Source organism: Micromonospora sp. RV43 (assembly GCF_001029515.1).
Taxonomy (GTDB): Bacteria; Actinomycetota; Actinomycetes; order Mycobacteriales; family Micromonosporaceae; genus Micromonospora; species Micromonospora aurantiaca.
In genome coordinates this window covers 1-19628 of sequence record NZ_LEKG01000154.1, presented here as the reverse complement: position 1 = coordinate 19628, position 19628 = coordinate 1, and the positions used below count along the sequence as shown (strand labels likewise).

Here is a 19628-nt window from a genome sequence, read left to right as displayed (position 1 = left end):
ACGGACAGCTTCTGGAGGAACCCGACCCCGCGTCGGGCTACCACCACGCCCTGACGTCGATCGACCGACTGATCAAGATCAACAACCCGCCACGCGGCCTTGATCAACAGTTAGTGAAAGACCGAGGCTAGGGCTGGCGCCGAGGGCGGAGACCCGTTCGTCGAGCTGCCTACCCTGCCTGCTGTCGCCGAGTATGGGCTGGAAGCGCTGCCACAATGTCGCTCGGCTCGGTGCGCCGACCCAGAGGTGCATCGCGAACGGTCCACCCGACGGGCGAGGGTTCGCCGTCGGTCACGGTGAGGTCGAAGGGCCGGTGTTCGTAGGGCGGCGGCAGTGGTAGCCCCTGCGCCTCAGAGCTCCGGTGCCGCACTGGCGCTCATTAGGCTTTCGCAGCGCAGTGGGGGCACCGGTTCGGGCATGAACGTGGGAGCGACCGGATTGGCGCGGCCCGAGTTGCCGCGGACGATCACCAGGGTCGGCAACTCCGGGGAAGTGCGCCTGATGCAAGACACCTCGGGTAGTCGTTGCCCTGCTATGTTCTGGGCGCCTCCGAGCTCATTCAACGGCTGCTATCGCGCAGCGGCTACCGGCACGGATCGGGCACGAGGAAGGTCGGCGCGCGGACATGGTGCGCCCGCCTCCTGCGCCTGCACCACCAGCCCGCTGTTCCACCACACGCCGCTTAACCTACGCCCGCCCAACCGGGGCGGGCGCAGCCGCTGTGCGACCGCCAGCCCGAGTTCGACGGGCAGGGGAAGCTGTCCGCGTTGAGGAGAACAGCGCGACATGCGGGGCGCTGGAGAACACGTCTCGGCGCAGCGAGCACGGCTGCGCGCGAGCCGAAGATCTCGCCGGTACGACCCGTCGCCGACTGACATCACACCGTCGTCGAGATCTACCTCGCCGTGCACATATCTCGACGGCGACCTCCTGCCCGCGCCACTTGATGCTAGGCACCGATCCATCGCTCATAGACGGCGCGGTGCTTCCCCGGCCCCTTGTAGTCGTAGATCACAGATACGCCTTGCTCAGTCGTGTCGCCGGGAACGTTGCTGAAGCCCATGGCGAGCCACGCTCCGTGCGCGGCGTGGTTCTCCGGTTCTGATGTGAGGAAGAGGCGCCGGCATCCCCAGAGAGTGCCTTGGCGGTCAACTTCTTCTACGAGCGCCCGCGTGATTCCTGTCCGGCGGTGACTCGGGTGCGTCATCACGTCCTGCAGGTAGATCTCTGACGGGTCGACCTGGCTTCGGAAGGCGATCACGCTGCCGACGACCTCTCCATCGATGATGGCGAGTGGGCAGGTATTGGCGAACAGCGTGGCGTACAGCCAGTAGTCCGATGAACCACGAAGCCTGATGTACGGCTCTCCCAGTGCCAGCAGTTTCTCGAGGTCGGGGATACGGTCGACCGTGAGTGGGGTGATGATCATGAGCGGTTTCCTTCGGTGAGTTCGATCGATGCGGCGAGGTCCCGCGCGGCAACGGCGGGATCCAGGGAGTCAGTGACTCCGCGACCGACGACGAGGATGTCCCACGAGCGTCGTCTGCTGGCTTCGACATCTGTGGGTTCGAAGCCTCCGGAGACCGCGACCGGCAGCTTGGTCCACGACCTGATGAGTTGCGCCTGGTCGAGAGGGTGGAAACCGGCTACGCCCAGGTCGATGTTTGTGGTGATGGCGAAGCCGTCGACTCCCACGCGTTCCATGTCCTGGACCCAGCGTTGGATCAGCCGGCCTTCGGGCACGTCGATGACGATGGGGACCGCGAGGCGCTTGCTCGCTTCGACGGCTGCGGACACGCTGGCAGTGCTGGCGGGTCCGATGAGCAGCACGACATCAGCTCCGGCCTCGGTCGCGAGGACCACCTGATCGCGTCCCCAGTCTGCGGACATCATCTCGGCGACGATCCATGCGCCAGGGGTTCGCTGCTTGATGGCGCTGATGGCTTGAATTCCGACGCTCTTGATGAGCGGGTCGCCGATCTCGATGAATTGCACACCAGCGGTAGCGGCAGCCTGTGCGACGGCGATGGCGTGGTCGACGTCACGGACATCGAGCGCGACTTGAAGTGCGCGTCTGTCTCGGAGACGGCGGAAGGCTTCCTTGCTGATGCCTGTTGCTGTGCTCGTGGCCGTGCCGTTCGAGGCGAGCAGGTCGGCTTCGGTGCGAACGAGCCAGTCCGCCGAGGCGACACCCTGGCTGATCAGGGCGGATTGGACGTTCGTGGGTAGCCGTAGGGCGCCGGTGCGGATTTCTCGTAGCAGGCCGAACAGGGCGCTGCGAGATGAGTCCTCGTCCTGGGTCGGTTGCCTGCCGGATTTGAGTAGGAGCCGCTGCGCGGCAACTCGGACATTACGCGGACCGTTTCGCCATGCTCCCTGGGCCCTGATGACCAGGTCGGCGGCCGAGTCGTCGTGTCCGACTCGGGCGGCAAGCCCTTGGAGGAGGCGCTCGCGGACGTGCCAGTTCCGGTCGTCGAGGAGAGTGGCAAGTAGGTGTTCGACGCCGGGTGCCGTCGAGCGACCGACGGCTTCGGCGACGGCGGCGCGGACCTTGTAGTCGCGGTCCGCGGTCAACGCTTCCATGATCGAGGCCATCGTGTGGTGTGGGATAGCGCGGCCCGCTCGGATGCCCTCGGCGAGGGCGGCCCGGGCTCGCCAGTCTGGGTGGGCCAGCAGTGCCTTCAGTTCTTGGGAACTGCCGTCGTCGGTGGCGAGGAAGACGTAGAAGTGTCGGGCGATGAACACCGCGTCTTCCACGGTGTCGAGTTGCGCGAGCCGGACGAAGTCGTGGATGGCCGCGATGGGCAGCCGCGTCTCCACGCACGCCACGATGTCGGACCATACTGCCGGGCCGAAGCGGCGCAGCACCCGCAGCATCCACCGGGGGTACTCCGCACCGAGCGCCGAGGCGGCTGCGCTGGTGTGCAGGAGGGCTCTGGCGAGGGGAAGGCCGTTGTCGTGCAGGCACCGGGAGGCGCACACGCGCAGCACCTCGGCCGTGGCGAAGGCGGGGGCATCGCTGGTGAGGTCGAGCATCAGTGGCAGCGTTTCGGTGATGCTGACCGACGGTGACTGCGCGACGGCGGCCAGCAGCTCCGGTGAGGTCGCATCCAAGCCCTGCAAGAGGAATTCCAGGACGCCTCGCAGGTCGGCCGACGTGCTCGTGCGAGCGGCCAGGTCGTTGAGCAGCTCGATGGTGACGGTCGAGCGTCCATGGGACTCGATGAGCTGGGCGAGCCACCGTGCGAAGAGGTACTCACGAATGACGTCGTGATGGAACATCAAGCCGCCGAACGGGCCGGACCGCACGAGCCTTGCGACCGAGGACACGGTGAGGTCACCGACGTTCCCTGGCGGGTCGCCTTGGATTGCGGGAAGGAGGTGGTGCGGCCATGCGGAGGCGAGCTGCCGTCGCGCGAGTGATGTCAGATCCGCCGTCGCACGTTCGACGTCCAGGCCCGCCGCCTTCAAGATCGAGGCGACGCAGAATTCCACGAGCCGGTAGGCGTTGGCTTGCCCGAGCGGCTCGGTCGACTTCGCGGCCCGGATGAGGCTCATGTACAGCGGCAGGCGAGCCAAGTTACGAATCTTCGCGGGCAGGGCGTCGAACGGGGGCTCGCTTGCATCCCGCTGCGCGTTCCACACGTCGCGGGCCGTGCCGGCGTCCCAGCGGTCCAGCCGCAGCGACGGGCCGGCACCATGATCCTGGCCGGGCATGACCGCTGCGGCCAGGACGGGGTAGGGCGCGAGCTCGACGTCCGGCGGTGTGCGTAGAACGAGGAGGAACCTCAGGTTGCCCGAGAGCACCTGCCGCAGCGTGCCGTCGAGCTGGCGGCAGACCTTGTCCACCACGGCGCGGGACTGCGGACTGTCGATGACGACGAGCAGCGGCCTGGACAGGCTCCGGCTCTCATCCTCTAGGGTCAGCAGCGGATCCTCGCCGGCCGGCAGGGAGCCGTAGCGGAGGATCTCCCGTGCCAGGTCGATGTCCTCGGTCCACGAGTCCGCAGTCAGCAGCTGAACATCCACCCCAGGAGCCTGAGACGCCAGATGGCGCGTGAAGCTGGTCTTGCCGCAGCCCGGAGGGCCAGCGACCAGGTAGACGCGCGCCGTCGAGGCGAGGAAGTCCGCAACCTGCCGCTGGACGTCGGCCGAAGGCGTGTACACGAGGTCGTCGGGCTGCTGGCCACCGAGCGCCGCGAGGATCGCAGCCGTCCGTTCCCTGGAACGGGCGCCGAGATCTCGTATTGCAGGCCCTGGGCTGTCGGCAGGCGGGGGCGAGCCGCTCGAACCTGCGGCCGCTGATGCTTTAAGGGTCTGGGCGAACCGCTGCTTGACCTCGATCGGCGACCGCGCCAGATCGACATCGAGCATCTGCTGGGTCTCATAGCGCATGCGGGTCGCGGCACCGCGCTTTTCCCAGTTGGAGACGGCCGCTGGATTGACGCCCAAGTGCTCGGCGAAGCCGCGCACGCTCATGCGCAGGGCCAGGCGTAGTGCTCTCGCCTCGCGGCCGGTCCACCGCCGTACCGTCTCCACGGGATATCCCCCAGGCTATGCACTCAGCGTCATTGTCGCAGTCGGCAGCGTAGTAGACGACGGCAGGCGCAGACGAGCTGAAACTAGGACAACACTAGAACGTCCACGCATCGTCATGGGACAGGCCGAACCCGCAGGCTGGTCGCACAGACAACCACGGCGATGGATGGGCGCTGCGACTTCGCGTTACCTCCACTGCTGTGGCAGCCCTCGCGTTTGCGAGCAGCGGTGATGGTGGAGGTGTCCTCGTGGTCGTCGACGTGCGAAGCGACAGCGTGCGTGACCGCGCTCGCTGTGCCGCTTCCGGCCGCGGTAGTGAGTGGCTGGCGCAGCCCGGATCGACTGTCTCGGGGGTCTTCACCCTCGAGGGTCTGCCGCGCTGGCGCGGTTGCGGCACGTCGCTGCAGCCCGTTCGGGGTGCTCGGTCAGCGGGACTACCCGGGGGCCCTGCGGTTGCCAGCTGGGCGGCCGTGGATGCCGAGGACGTCGAACAGCTCGTTCTGGAGCCGGCGGCGCCGGCACCGAATTTGGTGGCGGACGCCGCGCCCGAGGAACTCGGCCCATCATCCGCCGCTTGTCTGTCGCCCGTACTCCTCGGCGGCCGTGCCCAGGACTTGTCCATGATCTGGCCCCTCTAGCAACCGTTTCAGCAGCTCCCGGCGATGCGTCTGCCTTCGAAGCCGCTGCCGCCGTTGGCCAGCTCGAGCACTGGCGGAAGTGAGCTGGCGTCGCTGACCGACAGGAAGGAATGGAACAGCATGCACACTAGGCAGACAGCGCCTCCGCCGGAGATCGGCTTGGCGCAGGCGTCGCCCGACTCCTCGCGGTTCGGATACCGACCGGAGCTGCGCCGCTCACTCGGCTTCGCCGACCTGCTCTTCTACGGGCTGGTGTTCATGGTGCCGATCGCGCCTATGGGCATCTTCGGATCCGTCTACTCCGGCGCCGGCGGGATGGTCGCGCTGGCGTACGTCATCGGCATGGCGGCGCTGGTGTTCACTGCCGCCTCATACGCCCAGATGGTCAAGGCGTTTCCACTTGCCGGGAGCGTGTACAACTACGCCGGGCGAGGGATCGGCGCACCGGTCGGGTTCCTCGCTGGCTGGGCGATCCTGCTGGACTACGTGCTGGTGCCGAGCCTGCTGTACCTGATCGCGGCGGTGGCGATGCACTCCACCGTTCCGGCGGTTCCAGTGTGGGTCTGGCTGGTCGGCTTCGTGCTGGTGAACACCCTGGTCAACTACCGGGGAATCCGGATGACCGCACTGATCACCCGAGTGATGCTCGTCGGCGAGGTCATCGTCCTGGTGATCTTCCTTGCAACTGCGGGCCGCGCCCTCGCGCACGGCAAGGGACAGGGCTTCTCCTGGACGCCGCTCTACAACCCCGACACGTTCACCTGGGCGCTGGTGTTCGGCGCGGTGTCGATCGCCGTGCTCAGCTTCCTCGGCTTCGACGGCATCTCGATGCTGGCCGAGGAGAATAAGGGCGGCGCGGGGCAGATCGGCCGGGCCATGGCCGCGGCGTTGGGTGTGGCTGGCTTGCTGTTCATCGCCCAGACCTGGATGGCCGCGCTGCTGCTGCCCAACCCGGATGGCCTCCTCGTCAATGGCGATCCGGAAGGCACCGCGTTCTACGACGCCGCCCGGCTCGCCGGTGGTCCCTGGCTGGCCACCCTGTGCGCGGTCGCCACGGCCGTCGCCTGGGGCGTGGCGAACTCCCTCGTCGCGCAGGTGGCCACCTCGCGGCTGCTGTACGCCATGGCCCGCGACCGGCAGCTGCCGAAGTTCCTGGCCAAGGTGTCAGTGCGCCACAGCGTGCCCACTCACGCCATCACCCTCACTGCGCTGGTGTCGCTGGCGATCGGCCTCTACATGAACTGGCGAACCGATGGCATCGCGCTGCTGTCCAGCCTGATCAACTTCGGCGCGATGACCGCGTTCCTCGTGCTGCACCTCGCCGTCATCTGGCACTACCTGGTCCGCCAACGCAGCCGCAACCTGATCGCGCACCTGATGCTTCCGGGAATCGGATTCGCCATCCTCGCCTACGTCGTTGTCAACGCCAACGTGGCCGCCCAACGCCTCGGCTTCGTCTGGCTCACCCTCGGCCTCCTGGTCCTGGCAGGTCTGTACGCCGCCGGACGCCGCCCCGAGCTGTCCGGACTTGCCAACGGACGGGAGGGGGCATGACCAGCTCGGTCACCTACCAGCCAACCGAAGACGAGCTGCGTTACACCTTCGGCGCCCACCCGGCGGTCGCCGAGATAAAGCCGGGCAGCCTGCTTGTCACCAGCACCGAGGATTGCTTCGGCGGGGTCGTGCGCGCTGTGGACGACCTGCCGTCGAAGGTGTGCCAAGCATTTAATCCCGTCACCGGCCCCTTCCACGTGCTCGGCGCAGAACCTGGCGACACTCTCGCGCTGCACTTCGCGGCCATCGCCCCGGCCCGCGACTGGGGCATGTCAGCCACCTTTCCGCATTTCGGTGCGTTGACCGCCACCCACACCACGCCGATGCTGCACCCACCGCTCGAGGAGCGGGTGTGGCGCTACACCATCGACACCGCGGCAGGCACCGTGACCTTCCACGCCCGCCGCTCCGGCCATGCGATCGTCATGCCCTTGGAGCCGATGCTCGGCACCGTGGGACTGGCCCCGGCCGGCGGGGAAGCACGCTCCACGATCGTGCCTGATGCGCACGGCGGGAACCTCGACACTCCGGAGATCCGCCCCGGCACCACCGTTTACCTGGGCGTCAACGTCCCCGGCGCGCTGTTCGCCATAGGCGATGGCCATGCCCGCCAGGGCCAGGGCGAGGTGTGCGGCGTCGCGGTGGAGACAGCCATGAACGTCACCGTCGCTGTCGACCTGATCAAGGGCGTGGCTACACCATGGCCACGCATCGAGACCGACCACCGGATCATCTCGATCGGCGCCGCCCGTCCGCTTGAAGACGCCTACCGCATCAGCCAGCACGACCTGGTTACCTGGACCGCACAACTGACCGGCCTGGAGCTACTTGACGCTTACCAGGTCGTCTCGCAGGCCGGCCGAGCCGCACCTGGCAACGTCTGCGACCCGCTCTACACCATGCACGCCGCCGTCAACAAGGCGATCTTGGCAGGCGTGAACCCCTATGAGGGAGTGCACCAGCGGCTGCGCCGCATCGCCGAGGCCCCAAGCGAGCAACCGGGGAAAGACCATGGGAACTGAGGCGATGAGCTGGGCACCCGCCGAGGTCGACCTGACTCGTCCGAATGCCGCACGGATGTACGACTACTTCCTCGGTGGCAGCCACAACTTCGCCGCGGACCGTCACGCCGCCGATGCCGTACTCGCCGTCGCACCCCATGTCGCCGACGCGGCCCGCGCAAACCGCGCGTTCCTGCGCCGCGCCGTCCGCTACGCACTCCAGCAGGGCATACACCAGTTCCTCGACCTCGGCTCGGGGATACCGACCGTGGGCAACGTCCACGACATCACCCGCCACATCGACATCAATGCGCGGGTTCTCTACGTCGATGTCGAGCCGGTAGCCGTGGCGCACGCCAGGGTCCTGCTGAATAACAACCCGCGGGTCGATGTCATCCAGGCCGACATCTGCTTTCCGGATTTCATCCTCAAAAATTCCACCACGCAGCGGCTGATCGACCTCACCCGTCCCGTCGCCGTCCTCTTCGTCTCGGTCCTGCACTTCATCCCCGGCGACGTCAACGCCATCGTGGAACCGTTCCGCGCCGCGATGCCCCCTGGCAGCGCCCTCGTCATCTCCCACGCGACCTCCGGCACGGCCACAAGCCAGACCGATGAGGTGCAGAGGCTGTATCAGCGCACGCCTACCCCACTTCAACTGCGCGCCCCCGCAGAGGTCGAGGCGCTGTTCGGCGACTTCGCCACGGTCCCTGCCGACGGGCCAGCAGCGAAGTCGGCGAGCAACGCAGCGCTCGTCCCTGTTGCTCGGTGGCGCCCTGATCCCGAGGACCAGATCGAGAGGGGACACGCGTCAGCCAGCCCCTTCCTCACCGGCTTCCTCGCCGGGGTCGGGATGAAAGGAGCAGCAGCTCGTGAGTGAACCTCCTCGGCTCGCTATCCGCAGGGAACCATCCCTGCCCAGTGCCAGCTGGGTACTGATGTTCATCGGATCCGCGGGACCCACCGGCGGCGGCAAGTGGGCGTCCGCCCAGGTTGCGCACCAGCCTGCGGCAGTCTGCGTCCAGACCACGGAAGGGGCGGGCCGATGAGTTTTGCTCGGCTGCCGCTGCGCGACGAGTTGTTCCTGCTCGGCCATGACGACGACGCCGGCCACCCGCACATCCACCGCCAAGCCTTGGCGTTGGGGCTGGCCGGCGCGGTCCTGGTCGACCTGTTTCTCGCCGGGCGGATCGTCCTCGACCCGAACAACGACCGTTTGTCCGGAGACCGGTGGCTGCGCCTGCACACCGATCAACCGCTCGGAGACCTGATCGGGGACAGTGCCATCGGCTTCATCCGCTATGGGCGTACAGCACCACCGGTGAAGGCGTTCCTGCGCGGCTTCGCCGACGACCTATACGAGCGCACCCGCGCCGGACTCGTCGCCGCCGGGATCCTCCGGCAGGTCACTCGCCGGCGCCTCGGCGGCCTTGCCCGCACCGACACCTACCTCGCCACCGACACCAAGTGGGCGGTCGTCGCCCGCGCACGCCTGCGGTACGTCGCTCAAGGCCGTGAGCAGCCCGACAACCACACCGCCGCACTCGCCGGACTCGTCGCCACCCTCGGCCTCACCGGCCACCTCTACCTCAACGACGACAGTACGACCGTGACGGCGCACCTGAAGGCCATCGCCGGCCAGCACCACCGGTCGGTGCGGGACATCACCGCCGCCCTCGACGCCGCCGTCGGTGACCTCGCCACCGCAACGTACCGGTGAAGCGAGACCACAAGGACATCTAATCCGATGGAGAGCCTGGTGCACATTCGCGCCGCCCGTTGGGCAGACAAGGATCTGGTCGCCCTGCTGATCGCCGACGCCCTGCACCCCACACCGCTCGCCGCGTGGCTGGTGCCCGACCCAGGGCAGAGGTGCCAGGTGCTGGCCGACGTCGTCGCGATCTGGGTAGAACATGCGATGTTCTTCGGCGACATCCACCTCACCCATGACCTCACCGCCGCCACCGTGGGTTTTCACCGTTACCGACCCATCCCACCACCGGCCAACTACCGGACCCGGCTCACCGACGCCGCCGGACCACACGCCGACCGCTTCGACCTGCTGGACACGCTCCTTGCCGAGAAACAGCCCACCGAACCGCACTACCAACTGGCGTTCCTCGCCGTCCGCACCGACGCCCAACGGGGCGGCTGTGGCGTCGCGCTGCTGGCCCACCACCGCAGCCGCCTCGACCGCATCGACCTGCCGTCCTGGACCGCTGTTCCCTCAGGCGGGGAGCACCTGCTCGCCCGATACGGCTACACACCCCGGCCGGCGATCACCTTGCCGGACGGCCCGACCCTGCAGCCGATGCGCCGCAACGCTCGCCACGGCAGCAGTGCCATGCCGATCAACCCGGCCCGCCCGGTCGACAACCGCTGGCAAGGCTTCCATGTGTAGCCCCATCGCTCCCGTCACTAACAGCCTCACCGGTGACATCCACAGGCAGCTGACCACCCCCGTCCTGAAACTGGCTCCGCGAATCATGGCCTTTCCAAGCAGATACCCTCCAGACCTGATCGACGCCGTCGTCCAGCGCGTCACGGATGCCCGCCGAGTCAGGGCATACGGCGCCGTCACCACCGTCGCCCATCAGATGAACCTCGACCCGCGCCTAGTCCAGAAATGGGTCACCAAAGCGACTGCCCCAGTCGCGCTCCAGCCATGCAGGCCGGCCGCCGACTCGTGCGAGATGTACCTGCCGCCGGGACTGCTGCACTGCAGGTTCTGCCAGCAGCCAATGACTCACGCCGAGTCGCACGACTCTGGGCAGGGCTACCAGTGCCAGCAGGGTTGCAGACCCCGGCCCCTGGATAGCGTGGCCGTCGCCGACACCATCGGTCGGGCGATCCTGGCGCGCGCCGCTCGGATCATCCCGTCGACCAGCACCCCGATCCCGCCACACCTCGCAGCCGTCCACGCCCACCGCGTCCTCGCCCGCATCACCGTCGGTGCCACCCCCAGCGACATCACCCTCACCTGGCGCGCCACCCCTGTTCTCGAACCCGGCCGGTTCGAGGCCGAACGCGCACAGCGTGTCGCCACCGCCCGCACCCTGGTCCTCGGCGACCCGCTGCGCGCCCGGCAACTCCTGCACGCCAGCCTCACCGGCATCGACCCCGCCACCGCGCCCGCCGACGCGGTGCACGCGGAAGCCGCCATCCTCCTAGCCGAACTGCAACTCCGTCTCGGCCACCCCGCCGACGCCATAACCTGGGCCACCTACGCCCGTGCCAGCACAGTCCACCTCCACGGGCTCGCCCACCGGCGGGCCTTGCACGCCCTCCACGTCCTCGCCGCTGCCCACTCGCGCGGCGGACACCATCAGCGCGCCTACCACCTCTACCGGGAACTCACCGGCCACCTCTCCAAATCCGACGGCCCGCACGCCCAGCAAACCCTCGCCGTCCAAGCAGCCACCGCCCTCATCCTGTACGCCCTCGGCCACTGCCAAGCCGCCCGCACCCTCCTCGCCGACACCATCACCACCCACCGGCGCGAACACCCCGGCCACCCCGCCACCGCCCACATGACCCGGCACCTGTCCCGCATCTGGCGCGAGTGCGCCACCAACGGCCACCAGCACCAGGACGCCTGACCGCCCGCCTCGCCCTGATAGGAGGTCCGCCGTGACCGCACGCCCCCTCCCCAGAACAACTCGCGGTGCTACAGCGGCTCGGGCGGCGATGGGTACGACGAACCACTCCTGTCGTTAGGCGTCGGTGACATCGCAGGAACCAGCGCAGCGCTCCCGCCGGCCCCCTGTCTTCCTGCATTCGCCGCACCAGGCGTGCCCCGAATGCAGGAGTGCCTGTCCGACCCGATGAGAAGGAAGTACGAGTAACCCAGATGGCTGAGACAAGCATCGGCGAGTCCGCCCAGCTCCGCGCCGCGCTGGTGGACACGCTGCGCGATAAGGGGATGGTCACGAGCGCTCTCGTTGAGGCGGCGATCCGAGCGGTGCCGCGGCATTGGTTCATGCCGGCCGGTACGCCGACTGAGGTCGCCTATGGCTACGACAGCTCCGTGGTGACCAAGCGCGATCAGGACGGCATGGCGATCTCGTCGGTGTCCGCGGCGTACATCCAGGCGCGGATGCTGGAACTGGCCGAGCTGCGACCTGGCATGACGGTGCTGGAGGTCGGCTCGGGCGGATTGAACGCGGCCTACCTCGCAGAGGTCGTCGGTCCGGAGGGCCGAGTAGTCAGCATTGATATCGACCCCGAGATCATTGACCTGGCCTCGACCGCGCTGGACGCCACGGGCTACAGCAGCCGAGTCCGTGTCCTGGTCGCCGACGCCGAGCACGGCGTGCCGGACGAGGGGCCATTCGACGCGATCATCGTGACGGTCGGGGCGTGGGACATCGCCCCGGCCTGGCTCGACCAACTGGCCTCGGACGGCGTGCTCGTCCTCCCGTTGATTATGAACGGGGTCACCCGCACCATCGGGTTCCGGCGCGACGGCGACCACCTGGCCAGCACGTCGGCCGAAGTGGCCGGGTTCGTGCCGATGCAGGGCGCCGGCCGCCACGCCGACCAGGTGCTCGAGCTAGCCGATACCACCGGCGGCAAGGTCAAGCTCGCGTTCGACTCCGGCGCACCCCCGGATCTGATTCAGCTCAATGGCGGTGCTGGACGCCGACGCGGCCGAATTTTGGTCTGGCGTCACGGTCAGCCACGGGATCTCCTTCGCCGACCTGCACCTGTGGCTCGCGTGGTACCTGGATGGGTTCGGCCGCCTCGCCGCCGACGAGGGCAGCGCACTGGCTGCCCGGAAGCGCTGGTTGCCGTTCGCGGTCGTACGCGGAGCCGGGCTCGCCTGCCTCGTGTTGCGGGACGCGATGCAGGGCGCCGGGGCGGAGTTCGGTGCCCGCGCCTACGGACGCGACGGGCAGGTGGCCGCCGCCGCGTTGATCGAACAGATCCAGGCGTGGGACCGAGCCGGGCGGCACACGCCTCCGACGTTCGCCTACTGGCCCGCCGGCGGCGACCGCTCCCAGATTCGCGCCGACGCCACGGTCATGAACAAGACCCACGGCGTGGTGACGATCTCCTGGCCCACGAGCAGCTGACTCTGGCCTCGGGCCAGCCTCGCTGGGTCAGGTTGCAACAACCCAGCCGCCCAAACCCATAGGGCGAAGCGGGACGCCAAGTCCGCCAGCCCCCGCTACCCGAAAGGATTCCCATGACATTGCAGGTCGACGACGCCACCACCTTGCGCCAGGCCATGGTGGGCACGCTGCGCGACGAAGGTCTGATCACCACCGACAGCGTCGCCGCAGCGATGAACGCGGTGCCCCGGCACGAGTTCGCACCCGGCGAACCGCTGGAGAAGGTGTATCAGACCAACAGCACCCTGGTGCCCAAGATTGACGCTCAGGGGCGTCAGACCAGCGTGGTCTCGGCCTCGCACATTCAGGCCATCCAGCTAGAACTGGCCGAGGTACGGCCGGGCATGAACGTGCTGGAGATCGGCTCGGGTGGCTACAACGCCGCCCTGATCGCGGAGGTCGTCGGGCCGACCGGTTCGGTGACGACCATGGACATCGATGCCGACGTCGTGGACCGTGCCCGCGCGGGTCTGCGCCGGGCCGGGTACGAGCAGGTCAACGTCGTGCTCGCCGACGCCGAGCACGGCGTGGCACAGCACGCGCCGTATGACCGGATCATGGTCACGGTCGGGGCGTGGGACATCCCGCCCGCCTGGCTCGATCAGCTCACCCCGGACGGCCGGATCGTCGTGCCGCTGCGCTTCGCCGGGATCACCCGCCTGGTCGCCTTCGACCGCGCCCCCGGCAGGTCGGTGCTGACGGCCAGCAACTACCGGCTCGGCTCGTTCGTGCCGATGCAGGGCGACGGCGCCGCCAGCGAGCAGCTGATCCCGGTCACCCCCGACGTCGGGCTGCGCCTCGACCAGAACAGCACTCTCACGTTCGACGTGCCGGCGCTGCGCAAGGCGCTCAACACCAAGCCCGTGGAGAGCTGGTCGGGCACGCCGTTCGACATGCCGGACGAGCTGGAGCTGTACCTGCTGACCAGCGGGCCGGAACTGCCGATGATTCACGCCGCGCAGGCCGCGGTCGATCAGGGCGTAGTCAACCGCACGGTACGCAACGGCACCCCGACGCTGGTGCGCGGCGGCAGCTTCGCCTATCGCATCAAGCGGGAGAATCCGCAGACCGTCAGCGGCTACGAGACCGGTGTCATCGCCCACGGGCCGGAAGCCGAGCAGGTCGGTGCCGAGCTGCTCGCCATGATCCGCACCTGGGCGGACTCCTACTACCGGCGCGGCGCTGCCCACATCACCTACCACCCGAACACCGCCGACACCAGCGATCTGACCGGGTGGCACAGCACCAAGCGACACGGCGTCCTCGCCGTCGCCTGGTCCTAAGAGACTTCGGCGCTCACCTCAGCGGCCCACGCCGGGGGGAGCGTCGGGGAACCCCTATCACTGCAACCAGGGAGGTTGTCATGGCCCAGCTCGCCACGGTCCAGCCCGACGTCGAGGGCGGCACCCTCGACGACTTCGATCTCGACATCGAGTTCATCGAGGCCGGCGGCACCGTCGAGCACATCATCAAGATGACCGAGGACAACTGCGGCAGCACCTGCGCGTCGGCCTGCACCAGCTGCTGACCAGCCGCATCCGCTGGTGGCTCGCTCTGATGGCCAGCCCAAACCAGATGGGCAGGCCGTAAGGCGAGCCATCGACAGCGGATCAGGAGTGCCCGGCCCGGGGAGACCTGCTCTCGAGGGTCGGGCACTCCTCACCCGCAGACAGATGATCACGCCCATGGGGAGGCTGGTGTGTACCGCAGCGTGAACGATGCCTTGATGCTCCGGGCGGCCGTACTTCGCCCGGGCCAGATCGGCGCATGGCCTGACCTGACCGGCAGCGACACGGCGACCAGTTGGCGCCTGTGGCTTGCCGAGACGTTGGCGGTTCCGGGGTTCGCGGCAGCCTTGGCCCACGCGTCACCGGACCTCGCCGAGCGGGTCACCGCCGCCATCAGCGGCGGCCCGTCGCAATCTGACGCCCGCCGGGTGGTGCTCGCGGTCATGCGCTACCTGCTGCGCACTACCACCCGTGCCACACCATACGGGTTGTTCGCGGGCGTTGCCCCCGCCACCGCGAGCCGCACCGGCCGCATCCACTGGGGCACTGCACACCGGCCTTTCGCTCGCCTTCAGGCATCCTGGCTGGCCGCCGTCCTCGATGGCCTGGAATCCGACGTGCGGCTGCGCCCGCATGTGATGGTGCGCGCCAACAACCTGCTGGTCGAGCGCAGTGAGAGGCTGGTGCTGGAGTACCGCGCCGCCACGACCGACCCCGCAGGTGCGCCCACGCATCTGCGCATCAAGACCACCGACATGATCCGCACGGCTCTCGCGCTGGCGGCTGAGCCGATCCGGTGGGCCGACCTCACCGGCAAGCTGACGGCCGAATGTGGGGCGCCGCAGGAAGGCGCGCAGCGGCTGGTCGGCCAAATGGTGACGCAGCGGTTGCTGTTGACCAGCCTGCGCCCGCCGTCGACCGAGACCGACCCCCTGGCGCATCTCGTGGATCAGCTGGAGACCGCCGCAGCCGAAGGCGGCGACGTAGGCGAGCTACTTGATCCGCTGCGTCGCGTTCGCGATCTCAAAGCCCGACACGACCGCGCACCGGACGAGGCCACGGCTGATGCCCGCCGCCGGGACCTCGGCAGAGCCGCCGCCGTGATCCAGCCCGGGCAGGCGGTCGGTGTCGATTTGCGGCTGGACTGCGACCTCGTGGTGCCGACGACGGTGACGGCCGAGGCATGCCGCGCCGCTGCCGCGCTGACCCGCCTCGCCCGGCCGACATCGCTTCGGTGGCGGGACTGGCATACGCGTTTCTTGAACCGGTACGGCCTGCACGCCCTCGTCCCGCTCCTGGATGCGATCGATGCCCAGGTGGGCCTCGGCTATCCGGACGGCTTCACCGGCGAGCCGGCCGATGATTCGCCCGCGTTGACCGACAGGGACCGGAGGCTACTCGCCTTGGCGCAACGTGCCGCCCTGCACCGTGAACACGAGGTCGACCTCGACGACGTCCTCCTGGACAGGCTGGCCGGCCCGGCGCCGACCGAGATCCCGCCGACCGCCGAGCTCACCGTGCGCGTCCACGCCGACTCCCTCCAAGCCATCGCCGGCGGCGACTTCCTGCTGTCGGTCGTACGTGCTTCAGCGCAAGCCTTCTCCACCGCGGGCCGGTTCCTAGACATGTTCGGCGAGACCGACCGGCACCGGATGGCCTCCTGCGCCGCCGACAGCCCAGCCAGCGCCGGCGCGTTGCTGGCCCAGCTGTCCGCGGTCACCCGCTACACCATCAGCCTGGACGTCAACCGCGCCCCCCAGGTGCTGCCGCATCTGATCCCCGTCGGCGAGTACCACGCCCCGTCGCAGGCCGCGATCGGCTTGGACGACATCGCGGTAACCGCCGACGCGCACCGCCTGTACCTGGTGTCGATCTCTCGCCGACGGGCGCTGCAGCCGGTCGCAGTCAACGCGGTCGAGCCCGTACGACACGCCCACCCTCTGGCCCGCTTCCTGGCCGAAGCGCCCGTGGCCCTCGCTACCCCGTGCTCACCGCTGGAGTGGGGGCCAGCGGCCAAGGGCTTGCCGTTCCTGCCCGCGCTGCGGTACGGCCGGACCCTCTTGAGCCCCGGGCGGTGGCACCTGAGCGCCGCCGAACTGCCCGACCGGCATGCCGGCTGGCAGCACTGGGACCGCGCGCTGACCACCTGGCTCAAGGCCACAGGCTGCCCTACCGCCGTCTCGCTTGGTATCGGCGACCAGACCCTCGGCCTCGACCTGGACAAGCCCGCTCACCGGGCGCTGCTACGCGACCACCTGACCCGCAACCCCACCGCACTGCTGCATCTCATCCCCGAAGGCGCCGCCTGGATCGGCGGGCATCCCCACGAAATCGTCATCCCGTTGACCGCCACCACCGCGAGACCACCAGCGCCCCGCCTCACCAGCCCCCTGGTCGATGTCCGTACCCACGGCAGCTTGCCTGGCCGCGACCACCACTACCTGAAGATCTACGCCCGGCCGGAAGAACAGACCACCATCCTTACCGCCCACCTGCCTCGGCTTGTCGTGCAACTCCCGCCGGCGGGCAGGTGGTGGTTCCTGCGCCACGCCGACCCGGAGCCGCACCTGCGGCTGCGTATCAGCGGCTTGCCCATCGAAGCCATCACCGGCTGGACGCAGGAGCTGACCGACGCCGACCTGACCCAGCGAGTCCAGTGGGACACCGACTTCGGCGAGCCTGGCCGCTTCGGCAGCCTGGCCGCGTACCAGGCAACGGCAGCCGTGTTCGCGGCGGACTCCGCAGCCGCGCTCGCCCAACTGGCCGTCACCACGCGACGTCCCACCCTGGGCTGGCAGGCGTTGACCGCCGCGAGCATGGTCGACCTCGTCACGGCGGTCATCGGCGACCCACACGACGCCCTGCGATGGCTGATAGCCCGTACCCGCGCGCACCGGCCAGCACCCCCACGAGCCGTCTACGACCAGGCCATCCGCCTGGCCAACCCGTACGACCCCACCGCCGTGGCGTCCCTGACCGGCGGCGAGAACCTGACGGACCGCTGGGCTCGGCGCCGCCGCACCGTGGCCGCCTGGCGCGACAGCCTGCCCACCGTCAGCACCATGCCGCCGGCCGAGCTGCTGCCCGACCTGCTGCACCTGCACCACGTCCGCGTCGCCGGGGCCGACCTCGACAGCGAACGAGCCTGCCTGCACCTCGCCCGCGCCGCCGCGCTGAGCTGGACGACAAGGAGCATCACGTGACCACCCCGACCACCACCGCCAACCCCTCGGATGTGCTCGCGGCGGTCTGCGCCAGACTCGCCAGCCCCTCCATCGTCGGCCCGTCACGCGACGGGCGGACCCGGCCGCAATCGCTGGCCGGAGGCGCGGTGGGCATCGCCCTGCTGCACATCGAGCGGGCCGTCTCCGGACACGGCAACGAAGCCACCGCCCACCGCTGGATACGCGCCGCCGGCAGCGAGCCGGTCAGCATCGGCCGCAACTCCGACCCCTTCCACGGCGCCCCCGCGCTGGCGTTCATGCTGCACACCGCCCGCCCCCTCGGCGGCTACCACCGCGCCTTCGCCAGCCTCAACGACGCCACGATCACCCTCACCAGACAACGGCTCGTCGCCGCACACGCCCGCATAGACCGCCGCGACCCGCTGACGATGTACGAGTTCGACCTCGTCCACGGCCTGACCGGGCTCGGGCTCTACCACCTGCACGCCCACCCCGAGCACCCCATCAGCCGCGACGTGATGACCTACCTGGCCCGCATCACCGAACCCCTCGGCAACGGCTCCACGCAGCCGCCGTGGTGGCTGCCATCGGGGCTCGGCGGCACACCACACCCAGACTTTCCCCACGGGCACGGCAACATCGGCGTAGCCCACGGCATCAGCGCCCTCATCGCCCTGCTCGCCTACGCCATCCTCCACGGCCACGACACCCCCGCAGCCCGCAACGCCCTCGCCGCTCTATGCGACTGGACCGACCACCACCGCCAAGACGACCCGGCCGGAACATGGTGGCCCGGCTACGTCACCCCCGACACCACCCCACGGCGGCACCGGCCCTCCTGGTGCTACGGCACCCCCGGCATCGCCCGCGCTCAGCAACTCGCCGGGCTCGCCCTGCGAGATACGGCCCGCCAGCAACGGGCAGAAGAGGCTGTGCTCGCCGTGCTGCGAGACGCCGCCCAACGCGCCCGGCTGCCCGAGATCGGCCTCTGCCACGGCAAAGCCGGCCTCCTGCAGGCTGCCAGCCGCTTGGCCGCCGCCAGCACCGACCCGCACCGCGCGGGTCAGCTCACCGCCGAGCTGCCCGGCCTGGCGGCCGAACTCGCCAACCAGCTCGCCAGCCAAGCCCAAGGTGATCCAGAGCTGCTGAACGGCACGGCCGGTGCCGTGCTGGCGCTGCAGACCGCCGTCACCGGCAGCCCGGCGACCAGCTGGGACACCTTCCTCGCCCTCGCCTGAACCCAAGGGAAACGAACATGACGCCACCCAAATGGCGGCAGACCACCATCGCCTTCCCCGACCCCCACGCCGCAGACCAAGTAGCCACCGCCCATCTCGCGCCGATCCTCGTCGACGCCGAAACCCGCCAGCTCATCACCACCTGGTTCTACGTCCGGAAAGGCACTTGGCGGCTGCGCTACCTTCCCGCCTCCACCACCGCCGACCACTACTTGGCCAGCCAGCTGGCCCGCCTACGCCACGACCGCCATATCAGCGCCGCCGTTCCGGGAATCTACGAGCCCGAGACCTACGCCTTCGGCGGCACCAGAGCCATGGACACCACCCACCATCTGTGGCATCACGACAGCCGCCAGCTACTCACCCCCGGCTCCAACCACCTAGCCGCGCGGCACCCCGAGCTGTCGATCATGCTCGCCGCGGCCATGATGCGAGCCGCAGGCCTTGACTGGTACGAACAAGGCGACGTCTGGGCCCGCGTCGCCAACCACCGAGACCCACCCCAGCCCACGCTCGTCAACAACCTGCTGCACGCGGTGAAACGGCTCCTCACTGCCGATCCAGCCAGCCTCACCCACCAGGGGGCGCCGCTGGCCGCCACTCGCAGCTGGTTCGAGGCTTACATCGCCGCCGGCGACACTCTCAACCGGCTCAACCGGACAGGACAGTTGCAGCGCGGCCTCCGCGCAACCCTCGCCCACCACGTGATCTTCGCCTGGAACCGGCGCAGCATTCCTGGCCTGCACCAAGCGGCACTCGCCACCGCCGCCAGAAACATCATCTTCGGCACCAACCCCACCGCGCCCTCGGCCCCGGGCGGTGACTCATGAACCCCGCAATAGCCCGTAGAT

The 19628-nt window shown here is 69.0% G+C and carries 14 protein-coding genes and 1 pseudogene; 13 read left to right on the top strand and 2 right to left on the bottom strand.

Annotated elements, in window-relative coordinates:
• Positions 1–949: 949 nt before the first annotated feature.
• Both ABD52_RS28625 and ABD52_RS28620 read right to left on the bottom strand, forming a co-directional pair.
• Complete coding sequence (locus ABD52_RS28625; protein ID WP_030500428.1) at positions 950–1429, bottom strand: GNAT family N-acetyltransferase; 480 nt, start codon at positions 1427–1429, stop codon at positions 950–952.
• Positions 1426–4539 (bottom strand): orotidine 5'-phosphate decarboxylase / HUMPS family protein, encoded by a 3114-nt coding sequence (locus ABD52_RS28620; protein ID WP_225319601.1) that lies wholly within the window; start codon positions 4537–4539, stop codon positions 1426–1428. Before ABD52_RS28620 ends, ABD52_RS28625 begins: the two co-directional genes overlap by 4 nt.
• A gap of 758 nt (positions 4540–5297) precedes the next feature.
• Here ABD52_RS28620 and ABD52_RS28615 point away from each other — a divergent pair.
• The 13 genes and pseudogenes from ABD52_RS28615 (at position 5298) to ABD52_RS28565 (ending at position 19607) form a co-directional block, all read left to right on the top strand.
• Positions 5298–6731: an APC family permease gene (locus tag ABD52_RS28615; RefSeq protein WP_082171407.1), complete on the top strand. Its 1434-nt coding sequence runs from the start codon at positions 5298–5300 to the stop codon at positions 6729–6731.
• Positions 6728–7753, top strand: coding sequence for an acetamidase/formamidase family protein (locus tag ABD52_RS28610; protein ID WP_030500425.1), 1026 nt, complete (start codon positions 6728–6730; stop codon positions 7751–7753). The genes ABD52_RS28615 and ABD52_RS28610 overlap by 4 nt, the downstream gene beginning before the upstream one ends.
• Positions 7743–8612, top strand: coding sequence for an SAM-dependent methyltransferase (locus ABD52_RS28605; protein ID WP_225319602.1), 870 nt, complete (start codon positions 7743–7745; stop codon positions 8610–8612). The genes ABD52_RS28610 and ABD52_RS28605 overlap by 11 nt, the downstream gene beginning before the upstream one ends.
• A 165-nt stretch (positions 8613–8777) precedes the next feature.
• Positions 8778–9452, top strand: a complete 675-nt coding sequence (locus tag ABD52_RS28600; protein WP_030500423.1) for a GPP34 family phosphoprotein — start codon at positions 8778–8780, stop codon at positions 9450–9452.
• Positions 9453–9479: 27 nt separating this feature from the next.
• Complete coding sequence (locus ABD52_RS28595; protein WP_030500422.1) at positions 9480–10133, top strand: hypothetical protein; 654 nt, start codon at positions 9480–9482, stop codon at positions 10131–10133.
• Positions 10134–10551: 418 nt separating this feature from the next.
• On the top strand, positions 10552–11331 hold the full coding sequence (locus ABD52_RS39375; protein ID WP_143025373.1) for a hypothetical protein: 780 nt from the start codon (positions 10552–10554) through the stop codon (positions 11329–11331).
• Positions 11332–11582: 251 nt separating this feature from the next.
• A pseudogene (gene fxlM, locus ABD52_RS41070) lies at positions 11583–12299 on the top strand (methyltransferase, FxLD system); the annotation flags it as partial.
• Positions 12300–12357: 58 nt separating this feature from the next.
• Positions 12358–12807, top strand: coding sequence for a hypothetical protein (locus tag ABD52_RS41065; RefSeq protein ID WP_235437583.1), 450 nt, complete (start codon positions 12358–12360; stop codon positions 12805–12807).
• A 113-nt stretch (positions 12808–12920) separates the two neighbouring features.
• On the top strand, positions 12921–14129 hold the full coding sequence (gene fxlM / locus ABD52_RS28580; protein WP_030500419.1) for a methyltransferase, FxLD system: 1209 nt from the start codon (positions 12921–12923) through the stop codon (positions 14127–14129).
• Positions 14130–14209: 80 nt separating this feature from the next.
• Positions 14210–14374 (top strand): FxLD family lanthipeptide, encoded by a 165-nt coding sequence (locus ABD52_RS38600; protein ID WP_082171406.1) that lies wholly within the window; start codon positions 14210–14212, stop codon positions 14372–14374.
• 198 nt (positions 14375–14572) lie between these two features.
• The gene (locus ABD52_RS28575; protein ID WP_255352877.1) at positions 14573–17557 is read left to right on the top strand and encodes a lantibiotic dehydratase; all 2985 of its coding nucleotides are present in this window, start codon (positions 14573–14575) and stop codon (positions 17555–17557) included.
• Positions 17554–18777, top strand: coding sequence for a lanthionine synthetase C family protein (locus tag ABD52_RS28570; RefSeq protein WP_052165555.1), 1224 nt, complete (start codon positions 17554–17556; stop codon positions 18775–18777). The genes ABD52_RS28575 and ABD52_RS28570 overlap by 4 nt, the downstream gene beginning before the upstream one ends.
• Before the next feature lie 17 nt (positions 18778–18794).
• Positions 18795–19607, top strand: coding sequence for a thiopeptide-type bacteriocin biosynthesis protein (locus ABD52_RS28565; protein WP_030500416.1), 813 nt, complete (start codon positions 18795–18797; stop codon positions 19605–19607).
• Positions 19608–19628 lie beyond the last annotated feature (21 nt).

Bases quoted from the DNA above. Each gene is read 5' to 3' on its own strand.
- ABD52_RS28565 (WP_030500416.1), top strand. From the start codon at position 18,795: ATGACGCCACCCAAATGGCGGCAGACCACCATCGCCTTCCCCGACCCC.
- ABD52_RS28575 (WP_255352877.1), top strand. From the start codon at position 14,573: ATGCTCCGGGCGGCCGTACTTCGCCCGGGCCAGATCGGCGCATGGCCT.
- ABD52_RS28600 (WP_030500423.1), top strand. From the start codon at position 8,778: ATGAGTTTTGCTCGGCTGCCGCTGCGCGACGAGTTGTTCCTGCTCGGC.
- ABD52_RS38600 (WP_082171406.1), top strand. From the start codon at position 14,210: ATGGCCCAGCTCGCCACGGTCCAGCCCGACGTCGAGGGCGGCACCCTC.
- ABD52_RS28625 (WP_030500428.1), bottom strand. From the start codon at position 1,429: ATGATCATCACCCCACTCACGGTCGACCGTATCCCCGACCTCGAGAAA.
- ABD52_RS28605 (WP_225319602.1), top strand. From the start codon at position 7,743: ATGGGAACTGAGGCGATGAGCTGGGCACCCGCCGAGGTCGACCTGACT.
- ABD52_RS41065 (WP_235437583.1), top strand. From the start codon at position 12,358: ATGGCGGTGCTGGACGCCGACGCGGCCGAATTTTGGTCTGGCGTCACG.
- ABD52_RS28595 (WP_030500422.1), top strand. From the start codon at position 9,480: ATGGAGAGCCTGGTGCACATTCGCGCCGCCCGTTGGGCAGACAAGGAT.
- ABD52_RS28615 (WP_082171407.1), top strand. From the start codon at position 5,298: ATGCACACTAGGCAGACAGCGCCTCCGCCGGAGATCGGCTTGGCGCAG.
- ABD52_RS28610 (WP_030500425.1), top strand. From the start codon at position 6,728: ATGACCAGCTCGGTCACCTACCAGCCAACCGAAGACGAGCTGCGTTAC.
- fxlM (WP_030500419.1), top strand. From the start codon at position 12,921: ATGACATTGCAGGTCGACGACGCCACCACCTTGCGCCAGGCCATGGTG.